The organism is Mycoplasma sp. AC157 (genome assembly GCF_054343415.1).
Genome location: NZ_JBTGVE010000005.1, coordinates 36,613 through 55,367, shown reverse-complemented (window position 1 = coordinate 55,367; position 18,755 = coordinate 36,613). Strand labels below are relative to the sequence as shown.

15 protein-coding genes are annotated in these 18,755 nt (G+C 24.9%); all 15 read right to left on the bottom strand.

The annotated features are described in order from the left end of the window. Nucleotides 1-146 precede the first annotated feature (146 nt). On the bottom strand, nt 147-911 hold the full coding sequence (locus tag ACXX84_RS01525) for a hypothetical protein (protein ID WP_458557717.1): 765 nt from the start codon (nt 909-911) through the stop codon (nt 147-149). Further along, nucleotides 898-2,760: a S8 family serine peptidase gene (locus ACXX84_RS01520; RefSeq protein WP_458572769.1), complete on the bottom strand. Its 1,863-nt coding sequence runs from the start codon at nt 2,758-2,760 to the stop codon at nt 898-900. The genes ACXX84_RS01525 and ACXX84_RS01520 overlap by 14 nt, the downstream gene beginning before the upstream one ends. 246 nt (nt 2,761-3,006) lie before the next feature. Then, on the bottom strand, nt 3,007-4,848 hold the full coding sequence (gene lpdA / locus ACXX84_RS01515) for a dihydrolipoyl dehydrogenase (protein ID WP_436358640.1): 1,842 nt from the start codon (nt 4,846-4,848) through the stop codon (nt 3,007-3,009). A gap of 1 nt (nt 4,849) precedes the next feature. Then, entirely contained in the window at nt 4,850-5,737 is an 888-nt protein-coding gene (locus ACXX84_RS01510) for a 2-oxo acid dehydrogenase subunit E2 (protein ID WP_458560363.1), read from the bottom strand. 13 nt (nt 5,738-5,750) lie between these two features. After that, a complete protein-coding gene (locus tag ACXX84_RS01505) occupies nt 5,751-6,749 on the bottom strand; it encodes an alpha-ketoacid dehydrogenase subunit beta (protein ID WP_458572768.1) in 999 nt (332 codons plus the stop codon). Then, complete coding sequence (gene pdhA, locus ACXX84_RS01500; RefSeq protein WP_458560999.1) at nt 6,749-7,855, bottom strand: pyruvate dehydrogenase (acetyl-transferring) E1 component subunit alpha; 1,107 nt, start codon at nt 7,853-7,855, stop codon at nt 6,749-6,751. Before pdhA ends, ACXX84_RS01505 begins: the two co-directional genes overlap by 1 nt. A gap of 217 nt (nt 7,856-8,072) precedes the next feature. Continuing rightward, nucleotides 8,073-8,906, bottom strand: a complete 834-nt coding sequence (locus tag ACXX84_RS01495; protein ID WP_458572767.1) for a bifunctional 5,10-methylenetetrahydrofolate dehydrogenase/5,10-methenyltetrahydrofolate cyclohydrolase — start codon at nt 8,904-8,906, stop codon at nt 8,073-8,075. A gap of 30 nt (nt 8,907-8,936) precedes the next feature. Further along, a complete protein-coding gene (locus tag ACXX84_RS01490) occupies nt 8,937-9,110 on the bottom strand; it encodes a DUF2188 domain-containing protein (RefSeq protein ID WP_436358645.1) in 174 nt (57 codons plus the stop codon). A 20-nt stretch (nt 9,111-9,130) separates the two neighbouring features. Continuing rightward, nucleotides 9,131-11,611 (bottom strand): valine--tRNA ligase, encoded by a 2,481-nt coding sequence (locus tag ACXX84_RS01485; protein WP_458561001.1) that lies wholly within the window; start codon nt 11,609-11,611, stop codon nt 9,131-9,133. 10 nt (nt 11,612-11,621) lie between these two features. Continuing rightward, the gene (locus ACXX84_RS01480) at nt 11,622-13,862 is read right to left on the bottom strand and encodes a hypothetical protein (RefSeq protein WP_458561002.1); all 2,241 of its coding nucleotides are present in this window, start codon (nt 13,860-13,862) and stop codon (nt 11,622-11,624) included. 8 nt (nt 13,863-13,870) lie between these two features. Beyond that, nucleotides 13,871-14,827: a hypothetical protein gene (locus ACXX84_RS01475; RefSeq protein ID WP_458559353.1), complete on the bottom strand. Its 957-nt coding sequence runs from the start codon at nt 14,825-14,827 to the stop codon at nt 13,871-13,873. 112 nt (nt 14,828-14,939) lie between these two features. Further along, nucleotides 14,940-15,878: an L-lactate dehydrogenase gene (locus tag ACXX84_RS01470; protein WP_458572766.1), complete on the bottom strand. Its 939-nt coding sequence runs from the start codon at nt 15,876-15,878 to the stop codon at nt 14,940-14,942. Between the two features lie 188 nt (nt 15,879-16,066). Continuing rightward, nucleotides 16,067-16,303, bottom strand: a complete 237-nt coding sequence (locus tag ACXX84_RS01465) for a hypothetical protein (protein ID WP_458572765.1) — start codon at nt 16,301-16,303, stop codon at nt 16,067-16,069. A gap of 143 nt (nt 16,304-16,446) precedes the next feature. Continuing rightward, complete coding sequence (locus ACXX84_RS01460) at nt 16,447-17,520, bottom strand: HNH endonuclease (protein ID WP_458559350.1); 1,074 nt, start codon at nt 17,518-17,520, stop codon at nt 16,447-16,449. Further along, entirely contained in the window at nt 17,520-18,749 is a 1,230-nt protein-coding gene (gene dcm / locus ACXX84_RS01455) for a DNA (cytosine-5-)-methyltransferase (protein ID WP_458559349.1), read from the bottom strand. Before dcm ends, ACXX84_RS01460 begins: the two co-directional genes overlap by 1 nt. Between the last annotated feature and the right edge of the window lie 6 nt (nt 18,750-18,755).

Genomic DNA, 18,755 nt, shown 5'->3' with positions numbered 1-18,755 from the left:
TTTTACCAGTGATATCACTGGTAAAATGTGTCCCAATAAATTGTCCCACTTTATATCACTAAAAAAGGGACATTTTGATTAATAATTTACATTGTTTTAATAAAACACCACTAAATTTTGAAGTGGTGTTTCTTTATTCTTTAAAGCTATTTTTTTATAAATTCTCTAAATTCTTTGTAATTTAAGAATTTGCTTTTTATTTGTAAATTATTTAATTCATCATTTGAGAATAATGATTTAGAAATTTTAAAAGCAGTATAACTAAAAGTTGGTCAAAAATACTCAGTAGTTTTAAAAATAGGTTCTTCTTTATTTTTGCTCTTTAAATATGAATAATGTTCTAAATCTGCGGAATTAAAAATTAATTCATTTTTATTTTTTTGTACTATTGAATAATAAGGAATCTCAATTTCAAAATTATTTATCTTATTAAAATCTGAATCTGAACTTTTATACAAATTTTGAAAAGTGGCAAATAAATCTCTACTTTTAGCAAAATTATTGAAAATATATATATTGTTATTTAAGTCTAATTTGTTTAAATAAATTAATAAATTTTGATAATTGATTGAATTATATAGATTTTCGTTTTTAAATCTCGCTTCATTTTTTTCTTCTTTATACTTTTCAATATAAGATGCAAAAATATCTTTTATTTGCTTAATATCTTCTTCATTTTGAATAATATAAAATTCTCGCAATTCATTTTTGGTGTTTTCGCTATTAGTTAAGAAAGTAAAATTTTTATTATTTTTTATAATTTTACTTTCTTGATATTTATTAAATTCCTTTTTATATATATTATATTGCTCACTTTCATCAATTGAGTGTGCATTTATGTTACAAGAAACAAAAGTTGTTAATACAGAAATGGGCAAAATAAATGAAAAAAATAATTTATTTTTTAACATAAGATAACGCTAATAAATCATCTACTGAATTTTTAAATAAAGCTGATTCTTTATTTAAAACTCTTAATCTATAATCACCAGTTTCATTTACTTTGTATCTAATAAATTCAACATTAGAATCTTTTGAATTAATTTCAACAACCTTATCTCATGTATTATTTTTTAATTTTTTTTCTAAAATTAAATTATAATTAGAAAATTTTAAATTATTTTGTCTTTTTATTGTTTCTTCTTTTTTTAATTGTTTTGATGAAATATGTTTTTTATTCCAATCATCTTTTTTTCAATAATTTCAAAATTCTCATCATCCTACTTCTGGGATTTTTTCCTCTTCTTTTAGTAAACCTGCATTATAACTTCAAGCAATAGATGCTTGTAATGTTTCACCTTTATTTAAATGAATATTTTCAGAAGTTAATACATATTTTTTTTCTTTATCTTCAAAAGGAATGGAAACTGTTTTTAAATTATTTTTAGCCTCTAAAATTTTTGAGTATTTAATTAAGCCAGCACCTATTTTTTTATCCAAACCATTTGTATTTTTTACAATGGCTCCATTATAATCTTCAGTATCAGCAGATGTAGTCAGAATTGATTTATAAATTAAAGGATTTAAAATTCCAAAATCTAAATCTTTTGTTCTCATTAATAGAGAAATAACTCCAGTAACAATCGGTGCAGAATAACTTGTACCAATTAATGTTTTTTCTGGTTTATCATTGAGAAATAAAGTTTCCCCAGGAACAACAAGAAGTGGGTGAGGTAATTCTTTATCTTTTTCATGCAATAAATAATTTGAGAAATCAGACTTTAACATAATATTATTATCAAAATCATAATAAGATGAACCTACTACAATATTATTATATGCTTTTTTGTATGAATTTATAAATTCATTTCCAGTTTCTCTTTCGTCATCATTATTTCCTGAACTAAAAACATTTATAATTCCATATTTTCTAGCGATTGTGTTTAAAAATTCTTCTGCTTCTTCATTTTCATCGTTATCTCCGTTAGTTCCATAACTATGATTTATCACTTTCACTTTTCTTTCTAAAATTAATCACTCTATTTTTTTTCTCCATTCATTTCAAGAAGAAAAATTAGCGTAATTTATTGAAGAAAATCTATCTATTCCTTCATTTCCTGTGGCGATTGAAGTTACGTTTGTACCGTGATTTGAAACATTAGAATCTAATTTATCAAAATCTTTAGCAACAATTAATCTATTTTTAAAATTGCTATTATTTATATTTAAATTGTTTTGATCATCTTTTGTTCTGGTCTCCATTATTCCAATATTATTTTCGTTTTTTATATAAAGGTTAGAATTATTTTCTTTTTGTCTTTCATAATATATTTCTATTAATTTAAACAATTTTTCAAAGGAAATATTGTTATATTTAGAATCCTTTTGTTCTTGCTTGTATTCGCTTTTATAATAATCTGGAATATAATTCTTAATAGTGTTAAAATTATCAACAATATTTTTTAAAGAAAATTTATTTATTTTTAAATTGTTTTTTAACTCTTTATCAATAAATTCTATTAATAATTTTTCTGAACCATAAACTCAAATTTTTGGTTCAATTAAACTAAATTCAAATTTTAATAGTTTATTTTTTTCTGCAAATTTTGAAATATATTTTAAATTTTTATTTTTTCAAAACTCGGTGTTATTTGATGATTTGTCTTTCTCGTTTTCTGATGAATTATATGTAAATTCAATATATTTTTGACTGTTATTGTCGCTTTTTTCCTTAAAACTTATTGTAGGAAAAATGGTGCTAAATGTAATAATTGGTAAAGATAATGTCATTAAAAATTTCTTTTTGATACTTTTTTTCATATAATCTCCTTTATGTTTTTTACAATTAAATTATAGCAAAAATTCATAAAAATTTATTAATACTCATTAATTTATTTATAAAATTTAATATAATATTAAAAATTTGCTCAAATTTATCAAATTTAACTATTATATTAATATATTATTAAAATGAAAATTATTTCTGTTTGGTAAAAATTCAATAAAATTAATAAAACACCACTAAATTTTAAAGTGGTGTTTATTTATTTATTTATATTTTAAAACTTATTTTTTAAGTTTGTTTAATTGGTGAACTGCGTTTCTTGCTGCTTCTCATAACACTTCACTAAATGTTGGGTGTGGGTGAATTGTTGAAGCGATGTCATAAATTGTTGATTCTAAATCCATTGCAAGAACTACTTCAGAAATTAAATCTGTAGCTGCAGCACCAATGATGTGACAACCAATAATTTCTCCATGTTCTTTATCAATAATAAATTTAGCAAATCCTTTTGATTCATGAGCTGCTAATGCTTTTCCGATGAAAGTAAATTGGTGTTTTGCAACAATAAAGTCTTTACCTTGTTCTTTAGCTTGATCTTCTGTTAAACCAACAACAGCAATTTCAGGGTGTGTATAAATACATGCTGGAACTGTTTTTGCAGAATATTTTACTTGTTTTTTAAGAATATTTGAAACAGCAACAACTGCATGACGATAAGCAACGTGAGCTAACATAGCTTGTCCTACAACATCTCCTATTCCATATACTCCTTCAACATTTGTTTGACAGTATTCATCAACTACTAATTGTTTTCTGTCTCCAAGTTTAATACCTACTTCTTCTAATCCAAGAGATTCAGGAACTCTACCTACTGAAACTAAAACTAAATCAGATTTAATTGATTCTTCTTTTCCATTAACTTCATAGAAAATTTTACCTTTTTCATATTTAGTTGTGTTGGCATTTGCTATAACTTCAACACCCATTTCTACTAAGTCATTTGAAACTTGTTTAATAATATCTTTATCTAGCATTCCAAGCACTGTTGGTAAGTTTTGGATGATTGTTACTTTTGTTCCTGCTGAAGCAAATACTTGAGCAAATTCAACTCCAATAACCCCACCACCAATAATTGTTAATGATTTTGGTTGTTTTTCTAAATTAATAGCTTCTTTAGAAGTGATTAATTTTCCTTCAGCATAACCTTGTTCAAATCCAGGTAAAGGAATTTTTCTATCACTTGAACCGGTAGCAATAATAATATTTTTAGCTTTATAAACTTTAGAATCAACTTCCACTTCGTGAGCACCTACAAATTTTGCGGTTCCAAAAATAGTTTTTACTTTATTCATTCTCATTAATGCTTGCACACCTGAAGTTAATTGTTTAACAACTTCAGATTTTCTTGCATGCATTTTAGTTCAGTCAATTTTTACGTTTATATTTCCTGTAATTCCGTATTCTGTAGCATGTTTAACTGAGTGAAGAACTTCTGTTGTTTTTAAAAGTGCTTTTGTTGGGATACATCCAACATTTAAACAAACTCCACCTCAGAATTCTCTTTCAATAATTAATGTTTTTAGTCCAGCTCCACCAGCTTCTTCAGCTGCTAAGTATCCACCAGGACCTGATCCAATAACAATAACATCGAATTCTTCTTCAATTTTTCCTGTGTATGCTTTGCCTTGTTCTTTATTTGAAGATGCTTCTTTTCTTTCTGATGGTGATTCAACTTTAGTTGTAGCAGTTGTAGAAGGTTTTTTTAATGAGGATAAATCAAATAATTGATTTGAAACTTTCACTTCTCCTACAACAGAAGCACCTCCTCCAGTAGATTCTTCTTTTTTAGACTCTTCTTTTTTAGGTTCTTGGGAAACTACATCACCTTTTCCATCATCAATGTGATAAATTTCTTGTCCAACGTGGATTGTATCTCCTACTGCCATTAAAACTTTAACAATTTTTCCTGTAGCAGGAGAAGGAATATCGGAAGTTACTTTATCTGTTTCAACAGAAAATAAAGAATCTCCTTCATTAACCATATCTCCTTCTTTTTTATAAATTTCAGCAACTACACCTTCATGTAGTCCTTCACCTATATCAGCAAATTTAAATTTATGCATCTTATAAAACTCCTAAAATTTCTGGTTTTTCTAATAATTCTTTTACTCTTGAAGCAAATCTACCAACTGTTGCTCCATCAATTCATCTGTGATCTGCTGATACAGTTAAATTCATAATTTTTCCTGGAACAATTGTTCCATTTTTAACAACTGCACGATCTACAATTGAACCAACTCCAGCAATTGCTAATTCTGGATAATTAATAACTGGTGTTCCAAATAAAGCACCTACTGAACCATAATTTGTTATTGTAAACGATCCGCCTGACATTTCATTTGGTTTTATTTTTCTATCTCTTGCTGCTAAAGCTAATCTTGAAATTTCTTTAGCTAATTCAACAATGGTTAAATTTTGAGAATCTTTAACAACAGGAACCATTAATCCAGCTTCTGTATCAACAGCAATTCCTAAATTTAAAGTTGTAGGAAAGACAATTTCTGAATTTGCTTCATCATATTTAGCTGCAAGAATTGGGAATTCTCTTAAAGCAACTAAAATTGCTTTTGCAATATAAGGTAAAAATGTTAATTTTACACCTGTTGTTTTTTGCACATCTTCTACAATAGATTTTCTTAAATCTCAAAGTTTAGTCATATCAATTTCATTAACTAAACTAAAGTAAGCAACTGAATCTCTAGAATTAATCATTGCTTTTGCAATTGCTTTTCTAATTGGAGTAATTTTTTCTCTTTTTCCATCTAAATAATTAGTTGAAGAAACTTCTGGTTTAACTGCAGGTGTTACTTCTGTTTTTGGTGCAACTTTAAAAGATAAAACATCTTCTTTTAAAATTCTTCCAAATGGACCTGTACCTTTAACTTGATTAATATCAATTCCCATTTTGGCAGCAATTGCCCTTGCTAAAGGGGTTGAAATAATTTTATTCATATTTTCCTTTCTTTTAGAACTTAAATCCTACTACTTCTTTTATTTTAGCAACTATTTTATCGCTATCAATAGCATGATATTTTTCTCCTCTTGCTAAAGGAACTGTAATATCATAACCTGTTAATCTTGTTAAAGGTGCTTTAATATATTCAAACGCTTTTTCATTAACTCTTGTAATAATTTCTGCAGAAACAGAGAATGATTTAACAGCTTCATGAACCACTAATAATCTTCCTGTTTTCTTTACAGAATTAACAATTGTTTTAGTATCAATTGGTTTAATAGTTCTTAAATCTATTAATTCAACACTAATATTTGATTTCTCTTCTATTAATTTTTTAATAGCTTCTATTGAATCATGAACTTGTGCTCCATAAGTAACAAGTGTTAAATCATTTCCTTCAATTAAAACATTTGCTTTTCCAATTGGAACTTCATAAATTTCAGCTGGTATTTCTTGTTTAAATGAACGATAAATTTTTTTAGGTTCTAAAAAAACCACTGGATCTGGATCGTTTAACGCTGCAATCATTAATCCTTTTGTATCGTAAGGTGTTGAAGGCATAACCACTTTTAAACCTGGAACATGAGCAAACATTGCTTCAATAGCTTCTGAATGGTGTTCTAAAGCTCTAACTCCACCAGCCATTGGCATTCTTAATACTAAAGGAACACTAAATCTTCCTCTTGATCTATTTCTATATCTTGCTGCGTGAGTCATAAGTTGTTGAAATGCTGGGTAAGAAAATCCTTGAAATTGCATTTCAACAATTGGTTTTAGTCCAAAAAGAGCTGCTCCTATTCCAATCCCCATCATTGAAGCTTCTGCAATAGGTGTATCTCAAACTCTTTCAACACCATATTTTTTTTGCAATCCTTCTGTTGCTCTAAAAACTCCACCTTCATATCCTGCATCTTGACCTCAAAGAACAATATGTGGATCTTTTTCCATCATTAAATCGATTGCGTGAGTTACAGCGCCTATATTATTTAATTCAATTTTTTTATCCATTATTTATTCTCCTTTGAATAGTAATCAATTGCTTCTGCTTTTTGTTCTGCTAACTCAGGTGTTAATGTTGCATAAGTATGATCAAATACTTCATTTAAGTCAACATCTAATTCTTCTAGTGATTGTTGATAAGCTTCCTTAACTTGATTTAAAGATTCTTCTCAAATTTTATCTTTTTCTTCTTTTGTTAAATATTTTTTACTTTCTAAATAAGTCTCAATACGGTGCATTGGTTCTCATTTTTCATTTTCTTGTTCTTGTTCTATAGTTCTATAAATTCTTGGATTGTCACTTGTTGTATGAGGTCCTTGTCTTCAAGTTATAAACTCAACAACAACAGGTCCATTTCCAGATCTTGCAAACTCCACAGCTTCTTTTGCTACAACATAGGAAGCTAATAAGTCATTTCCATCAACTCTAACTCCTGGGATTCCAGCAGCTGCTGCTTTAGCTGCAATAGTTTCTGAACCAGTTTCTAAATGTTCTGGTGTTGAAATTGATCATTGGTTATTGTTTACACAGAAAACTGATGGTCATTTTCAAATTGCTGATGTATTAATTGCTTCATAAAATTCACCTTCAGCAGTTCCACCATTACCAATAAATGACATTGAAACTACATTTTTTCCAGTTAATTTTGATGCATAAGCAATACCAGCAGCATGTGAACACTGTGTTGCTATAGGAATATTAATTGGAAGTAAATTTATTCCTTCAGGTGTAACGCTTCCTCTTTCGTTTCCATTTCAATATAACATTTGATTTTTTATAGGCATTCCCATATATAACATAGTTGCATTTGATCTAAATGCAGGAACAAATCAGTCATCTTCTTTTAAAGCCATAGCTGAAGCTACTTGTAGTGCTTCTTCACCAAAATTAGGTGCAAAAGTTAACATTCTTCCTTGTCTTTGTAACTGTGACATATATTCATCTTGTCTTCTTGAAAGAACCATAAATTTATAAGCTTTTAATAATTCTTCTTTGCTTAATTTTGGTTCGTTGTTTTTACCTTCTTTAGTTAAGTTTCCATCTATATCTAAAAAACGAATGATTTCGTCTTTAGAAAACATAACTTTGCCAGGTTTAACAAATTTAAATTGCATTTTTACTCCTTATTTTTTTAAAATTAATTAGAATTTAAACTAATATTATAATTATATTCTTTTTATTGATTTTATTTCAATTTAAAGTATAAAAATTCATTTTTTTATTAATTTTTTGAATTTTTAACATTTAAATTCAAAAAAATATTGTTGTTGCGATAGTTTGAAACTTATTTTAATTAAAAATATTAATCATTTTTGACTTATATTTTATTTATTAATTACTTTTTAAATTTTCTTTTATAGTTAACATTAAATTTTCAAATAATGCTGTTATAGTCATAGGACCAACCCCGCCTGGAACTGGAGAAATAGCTTCTACTTTATCTAAAACATCCAGAAAATTAACATCACCAGTAATTTTATTATTAGATAAAGTGTTTATTCCAACATCGATAATTATCGCTTTTTCTTTTATATTATCCTTTTTAATTAAGTGCGATTCTCCTGCTGCTACAACTAAAATATCAGCTTCTTCAGAACCTTTAATTCCTGTTTCTTTGTTGAAACTATGAGTAAAAGCTCCTGCATCAACAAGTAATTTTTTTGTTGGTTTTCCTACTAAATTAGATTCACCAATAACATAGCATTTTTTGTTTTGAACTTGAATATTGTAAAAATCTAATAGCATCATAATTCCTTTTGCTGTCGCTGGAGCAAATGAAAATTCATTATTATAAAATTGATTTTGATTTTTACTTGAAAGTCCATCGATATCTTTAAAAACAGGAATAGAATCTAAAACTTTTTGTGAGTTTATGTGTTTAGGTAAAGGTAATTGAACTATTATTCCATCGCAATCTATTGATTCTTGTCTAACTATAGATAACAAAGATTCTTCACTGATGTTTTTATCTAATTTAATTAATATACCATTAACACCTAATTCTTTAGCTCTTTTTAATTTATTTTTTATATAACGATTTGATGCTTCTAAATTACCTACTTGAACAATTTTAAATATTGCTTTTCTTGGTAAAAGATTAAAAAAATTAAGCTGTTTTTGAAAAAAAAATTCTGAAGCTTTTTTACCATCTAAAATTTTTGTCATTTTAATTTTTGAAAATAAAAAAAGGTAATCTTACCCTTTTCTAAATTTTCCATCTTTTCCTTGGATCATAACAGCTGTTGTTTCTTTTAATTGTTTTGCATATTCAATAGCTTCTTTTTGAGTTTTAAAAATTTTTGTAGCTCTTTCTGCATTTGCGTTTTTTACAGCTCAATCTCCATTATGGTTTACAACGTACTTTATCATTTTTTCTCCTTAAATATGTTTTATTTATTTTTTTCTATATATAATTTTAACTTTTCTTTATATAATTTTAACTTTTTTTCTTCATTTTCAATTTTTTCTTTTGGTGCTTTTGCTAAAAAGTTAGAATTTGATAGCATATTTTCTGCTCTTTTTATTTCAAATTCAATTATTTTTATTTCTTCTTTTATTCTTTCTGCTTCTTTTTTTTCATGTTCTGCAGATAGCTGAATATAAATTTCAAAATTTTCTGTTTTTAAAACTGAATGTTTGTTTTCAAATAATTCAGCATTACACATATTATTTATCATTAATATTGATGTTACATCAAGTTTTTTATCTGCGATTCAATATTTTAGAACTTCTTTTTTAGAAATGCTATGTTTTTCTCTATATTGTCTTAAATTTTTAACTATTTCAATAACTTTATCTATATAGTTAACATTTCTATAAGTTGTAATATCTGTATTTTCGTGTTCTAAAAGTTCTTGATTAAATAATTTTTCAAATAAATAATCTGTTAAAAAAGGACAGAATGGATGAATAATAATTAATAATTTTTTAATTATTTCTAATCCAAATGTTTTACTTGGTTTGGTTTTAGATAATTCAATATATCAAGACGAAAGATCTTCAAAAATAAATTTATGTATTGCTTTATAAACTAATGTAAAGTCATATTTTTTCATAAATTTATCTATTTTTTTATTTAAATCACTCAATTTATTAGATATTCATTTGTCTTTGTCTGTAATTTCTTGACAAGTGCTGCATTCTTCTAATTCATAAAAGTATTTAACTATATTTCATAGTTTGTTATTAAAAATTCAAGCAGCATATATTTTGTCTTTAGAAAATTTAATATCCTGCCCTGGTGTTGAATTAAATATTAAAGATTCTCTTAAAACATCTGCACCGTATTGATCAATAACTTCCATCGGATCTATACCATTACCAAGTGATTTAGACATTTTTATCCCTTTTTCATCTCTTATCAATCCGTGCAACAATACTTCATCAAATGGTTTTTCATCCATAACGCTTAAACTAAAGAAATACATTCTTGCAACTCAAAAGAAAATTATATCTCAACCTGTTACAAGTAATGAAGTAGGGAAATATCTTTTTATTTTTTCGTTTGACTGTGGTCAACCTAAAAAAACAAATGGTGCAAGCCCTGATGAAAATCAAGTATCTAAAACATCTGGATCTTGAATTCATCCTTCACCAGGAGACTCAATTTGCACTTTCATTTCTTCATTTTTATATCATGCTGGTATTCTATGTCCTCATCATAATTGACGTGAGATGGTTCAATCATATACGTTTTCCATTCATTTTTTAATAACTGTTTGAAAACGTTTTGGATAAAATTTAACAGCATTTTTGCTTTTTAAATGATTTAACAGCATTTTTTGTAAGTCTTCCATTTTTACAAATCATTGTTCTGACATAATTATTTCAGAAACTTCACCACTTCTTTCTGAATACCCTACATTAGATATTATTTCTTCTGTTTTAACAATATAATTTTCTTTTAATAGTTTTTGATAAATTTGTTCTCTTGCTTGAAAACGGTCTAATCCTTCAAACTCTAAAGCTAAACTATTCATTTTTCCATCAGGATTGATTGATTCATTAATTTCTAAATTGTGTTTTTTTATAATATCAATATCTGCCATAGCATGTGCAGATACTTTCATAACACCTGAAGCAAATTTTTTATCTATATAATCATCTTCAATTATTGGAATTATTTTTTTAGTAAAAGGATGAATAACATTTTTACCCACAAGTGATTTATATCTTTTATCTTCTGGATTAACACCAAGTGCCACATCAGAAGGAATTGTTTCAATTCTTGTTGTAGCAACTGTTAAGAATTCATCGCTGTTTTCAATAAAGTATTTAATATAATACATTTTTTGATTAGTTGGTTTATTAATTATTTCAATATTTGATAAAGCTGTTTTTTGTTTAGGATCTCAATTAATTGCTTTTTTATCTTTATAAATTCATCCTTTATTATAAAAATCAACAAATATCTTTAAAACTGCTTCATTAGCATCTTTATCTAGTGTAAATCTTTCATTTGTGTAATCGAGTGCTAAACCTAAAGAATTTCACTGTTCTTTAATTTTATTGTAATATTCATCTTTTCATTTTCAAACTTCTTCTAAAAATTTTTCTCTTCCTAAGTCATGACGAGTTTTATTTTCTTTTCTCAATAATTCTTCAACTTTTGTTTGAGTTGCTATACCCGCATGGTCAACTGCAGGTAAAAATAAAACATCATACCCTTTTAATTTTTTATATCTAATAATAGTGTCTTGAATATATTCATCTCACGCATGTCCTAAGTGCAATTTTCCTGTAACATTAGGAGGTGGCACAATGATTGTAAATGGTCTTTTACTCGAATCGTGATATGAAAAATATTTTTTATTAATTCATTTCTGGTTTCTGTTTTTTTCTATATCTTTATGATTAAAATTTTTATCCATATTTCCCCTTTTATTCTGTATTTTCTAAACTTTTCTCTTCTGTATAATCAATTATAACCGTGTCTTCTAATTTTACAAAATTAGGTGTTTTTTTCGGTTTTTGTCTATGACTTAAAATTTTAGATGAAATTAATTCATTATCTGAAATATAAATTTCTGATCGATTACTTTTAAAGTATCTTCTTGAAGAATATAATTCATCATATTCATGTTCGCTAATTTTATCAATAATAGAAAAATCGAAAGATTTAAATTTATAAAATTTTTTAGCAAATTCACTTTCAAATTCCTTTTTAATATTATTAAATGAACATTCAATTATTCTTGATTTTTCTATAAAAACAAAATTTTTAATATGTTTTGTTTCAATAAAATCACTTGCAAAAATTATTAAACTAGTATTTGGATTTTTATTTGCCACCAATTGATCTACATACGTTTTATCAAAAATTGTCTTATTTAAATCAACAAGAGCAACTTCTGGAGAATATAATTTTAATTTTCCTATGTCTATTTTTATTTTCTCTTCTTGTGTTAAATCTGAATAAGGAATTCAGAGTTTATCAATACCTATATTAATAGATTTTAAAAAATTATATAATTCATTTTTAATAATAACGTTCTGAATGATTTCATTATCTTCAAAGTCATTTGTATATAAAAAAGAAATAGGGTGATAAATAACATAAAAATGATCATTTAAAAAAATTACGTTTTTTATTTTTTTAAATATTTCTAATTCCACTTCATTGCTATTTTCATTTTTTCTTTTTAAGAAAGAAAATAAAAATCTATCAATTTTAGTAATTGCAATAATATTATTGATAATTTCTTGTTCTAATTTAGAATTATTTTGCATTTTAATTTCAATGCTATTAGCTAATAAATTTTCATTTTTTTCTTTTTCTCATACATAATTTGCTTTTTTTTCTCATAAAACATTTGTTTTTTTATGTTTTTCTACTTGATCGATTTCTTTAGAACCTTCAATTGTTGCTTTTTTTAAAAAGTTTATTTCTTTTTTTAATTCTTTTTTTTCTATTAAAGTGTCTAATAATTTCTTTTCATTTAAGATTTTTATTTTATTTAGTGTAAATTTCTTTTCGTGATATTCTTCTATTATTTCTAGTTGATTATCCAATTTAATTGTTTTACCCCTTTTAAAATCAAAAAATAGGTTATTGAAAAATTCAATTTCAAATTCTTTAATAGTGTTATAAAAACCTTTAACAACGCTCGGTTTTACATACTTTAGATGTTTTTTATTATGTTTAAAAATATAAAGTGTTTTTCTTTTGATTCAATAGTTTATTTTAGCTTTTACAATCTGTTCTTTGTTTGCAGATTTATATGCTTCTTTTAAATCCTTTTTAGTTTCTTTAATTTTTAGTTTCAATGATTTTATAAGTAAATAATATATTCCATTTTTTAAAAACCCGTTTTTTAAAAAATTATTTCTTTTTTTAAGTTCTGCTTTTAATTGATTAATTTCTTGAAAGTGATTATGAGAAGCGATTTCAAATTCTGAAGAATGTTCAAATGATTCAACTTCTTTTTCAGCAATTTCAAATTCAGTTCTTAAATTTTGTAATTTTCCTTCATTTTTTCTGTATTTATCTCTATATTTTTCATAAACATTAAATTTTTTAATTTCATAGTAAGTTATATTGTTTAAACTTGTATTTAGCATATCTATTCTTTTATCTAAATAATTATTTAACTCATTTAAATTAAAACTATTTTGCTCTAATTTCTGTAAAAATTCTTTATAATTAATTTTTTTAAAAAATTGATCAAAAATTTTAATTTGTGTTTCAAAAAGATCGTATGATATTTTTTCTTCCTCTTCTTTTATGAAAAAATGATATTCATCACTAACTTCTTTTCAATCTTTACGGAAATCTCTCATTAATTTAAAATCATATTCATTAGTATTAAAAGAATATTTCATTATTTCAAATAATGGTTTATCGAAATAGTGATTTTTATTTTTATTAGAAAAAATTGATAAAACTTTTTCAGGTATTCAAAAATCTTTAAAATTCTTTTTTAAAAAATTCTTTCCTATTTTAATGACGCCAGAATAGTTTTTATTTTTAAAAACTAAGAGTTCTTTAAAACAAAAAGGAATTTTCTTATTAGAAGAAAAAATAAGGACATCTTCTCCTTTATTTATTTCTAAATTTAAGTTTTTTAATTTGTCTTCATAAGTAACATCAAGTAAAGAAATTATTTTGTTTGTAAATTCCATATTTTCCTTTAATAATTATTTCTATTTTTGTTTTTTACAATCGGAAGGATTACTAAACTTGTAAGGTAAATAACAAATAAATTAACTCAAATTTTAATAGGCGACACAATAAAATGTGTAATTAGTGCTACTTCAAAAGTTGGGAAAGCACCAGATTGAACATCACCTAAAGCTAATATTGCACTTGATGTTGGTTCTAAAATAACTGAAAAAGCAATAATAGGAACCATTGTAGTAAATCTATCTTTTTGTTGAAAAAATTTTAAAAATCTTGCTATTGTTATAAAAATCAACATGGTTCCGTTTCCAGATAACATTAAAATTAAAAAACCTACTTTATTTTTTATGTATTTTGATTCTTCTAATAATTTATCAGGAGCTAAAAATACAATGGTAGAAACAATAGCAGCAACAACTATCATTATAATTCAACAAAAAATTAACATAGAAGTAAATAAAGTATTTTGTTGTGTTTCTTTATTTAATCTATTAATTCTTTTAGAAATTGTTGAAATTTTTTTATTAATTTTTTTTATTTCTTTTTCATTAGAAAGAGAAAGTAGTGATAAAGAAAGATTTTCTATTTTTAAAGCATAAAATTTACTTTTTTCTTTTATATTTTTTTGAATATAATTTTCATTTAATCTTTTTTTAATAAAATCAAAAAATAATCATGAAATTATTCCTGGAATAAATCCAGTAATAGATAAAGCTAAAGTGTAATAAATTGAATAGGTGCTAGGAACAAATTGAAAAGAAATTAAATCTGATAAAAATCCTGTTAATAAACCTACAATTGGTCCAAAAATAAATCCTGTAATTTTAATAGGTAAACCAATTATTGAAAAACGAAAATTAGGTAAAGCTGCAAAAGGAAAAAATCTAATACCCAATAAAAGCATTATTGTAGATATGGACATAAAAACAGCAACAAATGCTATTGTTTTTGCGTTAAATCTTCTCATAAATCTTTCCTTATATATAATTATTTAAATTTTACCACTATTATTTTAAGATTTTAAAATATATTTTTTATTTTAATAAAAAAGAAACTTAGAAAAGTTTCTCTTAAATTATTTATTGAATTGATTTGATTGTTTCTTTAACAATTCTTACAGAATTAGCAAATTTTGCTTTTTCTTTGTCGTTTAAATCTAAGTTAAGTATTTCTTTTATTCCTTCAGAACCGATAATAGCAGGAACTCCGATTACAACATCAGAAGCACCATATTCGCCATTTAAATACACTCCTAAAGGTAAAACAGCATTAGAATCTTCTTGAATTACTCTAACTATTTGTGCTAAACATGCACCGATACCATAAAAGGTTGCTCTTTTTCTTTCAATAATTTTATATGCTTTTGTATAAACTGGTTTTTCTAATTCTTCTTCATAATTTGAAGCATTTACTCCAGATTTTTCTTCATATTTACTAAAAGGTAACCCTGCTATTTTAAAAGTTGAATAGTTAATTAATGAAGAATCTCCATGTTCACCAATAACAAATGCTTCTATATTGCTTGTTGAAACTCCTGTTTTTTTAGAAAGTAATTGTTTTAATCTTGAAGTATCAAGAATTGTTCCTGAACCAATAACTTTTTTAGGATCAAAACCTGTTTCTTTTAAATATACATATGTAAGGATATCAACTGGATTTGATGCAATGATTGTAATTCCATTGAATCCACTATCTTTAATTTGTTTTGCAATATCTTTCATAATTAAAGAATTGTCTTTTACCATTTCTAATCTTGTTTCACCAGGTAATTGTGGTCTTCCTGCTGTTATAACAACTATATCAGCATCTTTAGCATCTGAATAATTTGCTGAAAATACTTCATATTTTCTAACAGAAGGAACAATAGCATCTTCTAAATCAAGAACATTCCCGTCTCTTGGTCCTTCAAATTTATCAATGATTCCGTATTTTGCAGCTAATCCTTGATTAATGGCGGAATATAAGAAAGAAGAACCAACTGCTCCTGCTCCTACTAAAATAACTTTTGTTGCTTTCATTTATTAAAAATCTCCCTTTTATTAATTTTTATTACATTAAAATTATAAAACATAAAATAAAAAATCATGTTTTTTTATAGTTTTCTTTACATTTTATTTTTATTTTGTATATATTTTAATTCTCCCGTCTTTCCCAGTTTCAAGAATTAAAAAACCGTTTACGCCTGTTTTATGGGGCAAAACGGTTTTTATTTATCTGATTTAATTACAATTTTTTTGATCTCATCATACTTGTTTCAAAGATCGATATCGCTTCCTGATTTTTCTCTTTTTCTTTCTATTTCTTCTCCTGTAATGGTATTTATAAATATTTCTTCTCTAACTAAACTTAAAATTTTAATAAATTGTCATTCAGTAAGATGATTATTAATTCTGTGTTTAAAATAATATTCATTTGTTTTATGAATGAATAATTTTAAAACCACTAATGAAGCAAAACATAAAAGTATGTGAGCTACAATGTGGCTATCTAAATAAACATAAGTTGGTCTTATTGCTAAATAACTTTTTAAACTTCTAAAATTTGATTCAATTTGTCATTGCTTAGAATATAAATGAATTATTTTTCTTATTTTACTTGTAAAGTTTTATCTCTATGAAATTTTAAATACTTTTCATGATTAACAGAAATTTTAATTCCTATTTTATCTTTTAAAGTATTTTGAAAAAAAGAACTTTCACTTTTTAGAAATTTATTTTCTTTTGTTAAAACATTTCCATCAATATCAAAAGAAATTAAAAATTTATCAAATAATTTATCATGATTTGCACAAAAAATAAATCCATTATAATAATCACAAATTTGTTCTCTTTTGTCTTTAATGTCTATTTTTTCTTTTAAAATTTCATTAATTGGTTTTATATGGGAAGCAATTAACAACTCTGGAATATCTATATCGCAATTTTGAAAAGCACATTTTTCGGGATAAACATTAAATAAATATTGTCTAAAAAGTCTTCTATACTTATTTTCATTTTCCGGGTTTTTAAATTTGTTCCTATTTATTGTTTTTAATTTTAATTCTCTCTCTATATCCTTTTTGTAAAAATCTAAATATATTTGTGGAATTTCATTTAAAAAGAAATCAAGTATTTTAGAATTATGAATAATATAAACATTATTTCTATAATTTAATTTATAAATTTCTTTACTTTCTTGTTCGTTTATACAATTAAGAATTTCTTCATTAGTTACTCATCTTGAACTTGAAGTTCCCGATTCCATTGATTTGCTTTTTATAAATTCTTCTGGATTTATTATAAAAAAAATTGTATTAGAATAGTCTAGTTCTTTTACGTTTGAAAAAGGAATGTAAACATTTATAATCAAACACTTTTCTCTTAGTTTAATTAACTCCCTAAATTTTTTATTGTTTGTAATCGCTATTTTTTTAGCATTATTTCTTCCGCCATTATCTGTGTGTTCAATAAAAATATTATATTTTTTATTGTTCAAGTTTAAAGAAAAAATTTCTTTTGATTCAAAAAGTTTTTCATATTTAACAACATTATTATTTTTTGACAAAAATTCAACAAGAATTTTCATAAACTTTTCTTTATCCTTGTTATTCTTTCCTTCTAATGGATGTATTGTTTCTAAGTTTTCAATTTTATTTCCAACAATATGATTGTATTTTAGCATTATTTATACTCCAATAATTTTTCAATAACTAAAGCAACTACAAAAATATTAACTGAATTTCCTAATTGTTTATATGCATAATGATCTTTGTGATTTTCACTTAATTCATTATGCAAAATAAAGTTTTTTGGGAAGGTTTGAAGATTTGCTGCTTCCCTTGGAGTAATGTATCTTCATTTGTTTTTTTCTTTATCAAAAAGAATTGATGTTTGCACGATAGCAACTAAAGTAGGGAAAATTTCTGCTTTTTTGCATCTTATTCCAGATTGTCTCATTTGAATAAATGTATTTTGAATATTTCTAACTTCTTTTCCCGCTTGCCATTCAAATTTCTTATCTCTTAATTTTCAAGATGAAACATTGTATTTTTCCATCCATTTTTTTATGAAAATATAATTTTCTTCAAAAAATTCTCTCATATTTTCTAAATATTTTTTTCTTCAAGGTACTAAACCTTTTAACTCATAATTTTGATCAAATTCATCTAATCAGATTACCGGTAAAGTTCTTGTTTCTGGAAATTTTACTTCCCTAACAAATTCATCTCACGCATTTAAAATCTTAAGCAAATATTCATCTTGTAAAAAATATTTTTCATCAACATTTTTTTCTAAAATATTAATAAATTCGTTTGTTTTTTTTGAGTCGAAAGAAAAAATAAAATCTTTTTGTTCTATTTTATTTTCTTGTTTTTCTTTTAATATACCAGGAATAAAAACTCTTTCTCTGTTTTGTGGAATTCCAAAATTATGTGGAGACAAAATCAAGGGATTTTCAGGTATTAAATAATTTAATTCCTCTTCTAATACTTTTTTTATTATAGTTCAAGTTCTACCTTTATCATGTTTTACCAAATGTTTCACATTTTCGAGAAGAATATACTTAGGTTTTTTTGCTTTTAAAATTTTTACTATATCAAAAAATAGAGTTCCTCTTATTTCATCTTCAAAACCTTTTTTGTTTCCTGCATTTGAAAATGTTTGACAAGGAAAACCTGCAAATAAAATATCATGTTCTGGAACTTGTGAACAATCTTCATCCAATAAACGAATATCTATAATTTCTTCTTTACTCTTTTTAAAATTATGTGAATAAACCTTTATTGCTTCTTTATCAATTTCACTACTAAAAACACATTCAATTTCAAAATTTTTATTTTTCGCTACTTTTTCAATAGCTTTATAAAAACCGCCGATTCCAGCAAACAAATCTATAAATTTATATTTCATTATTAC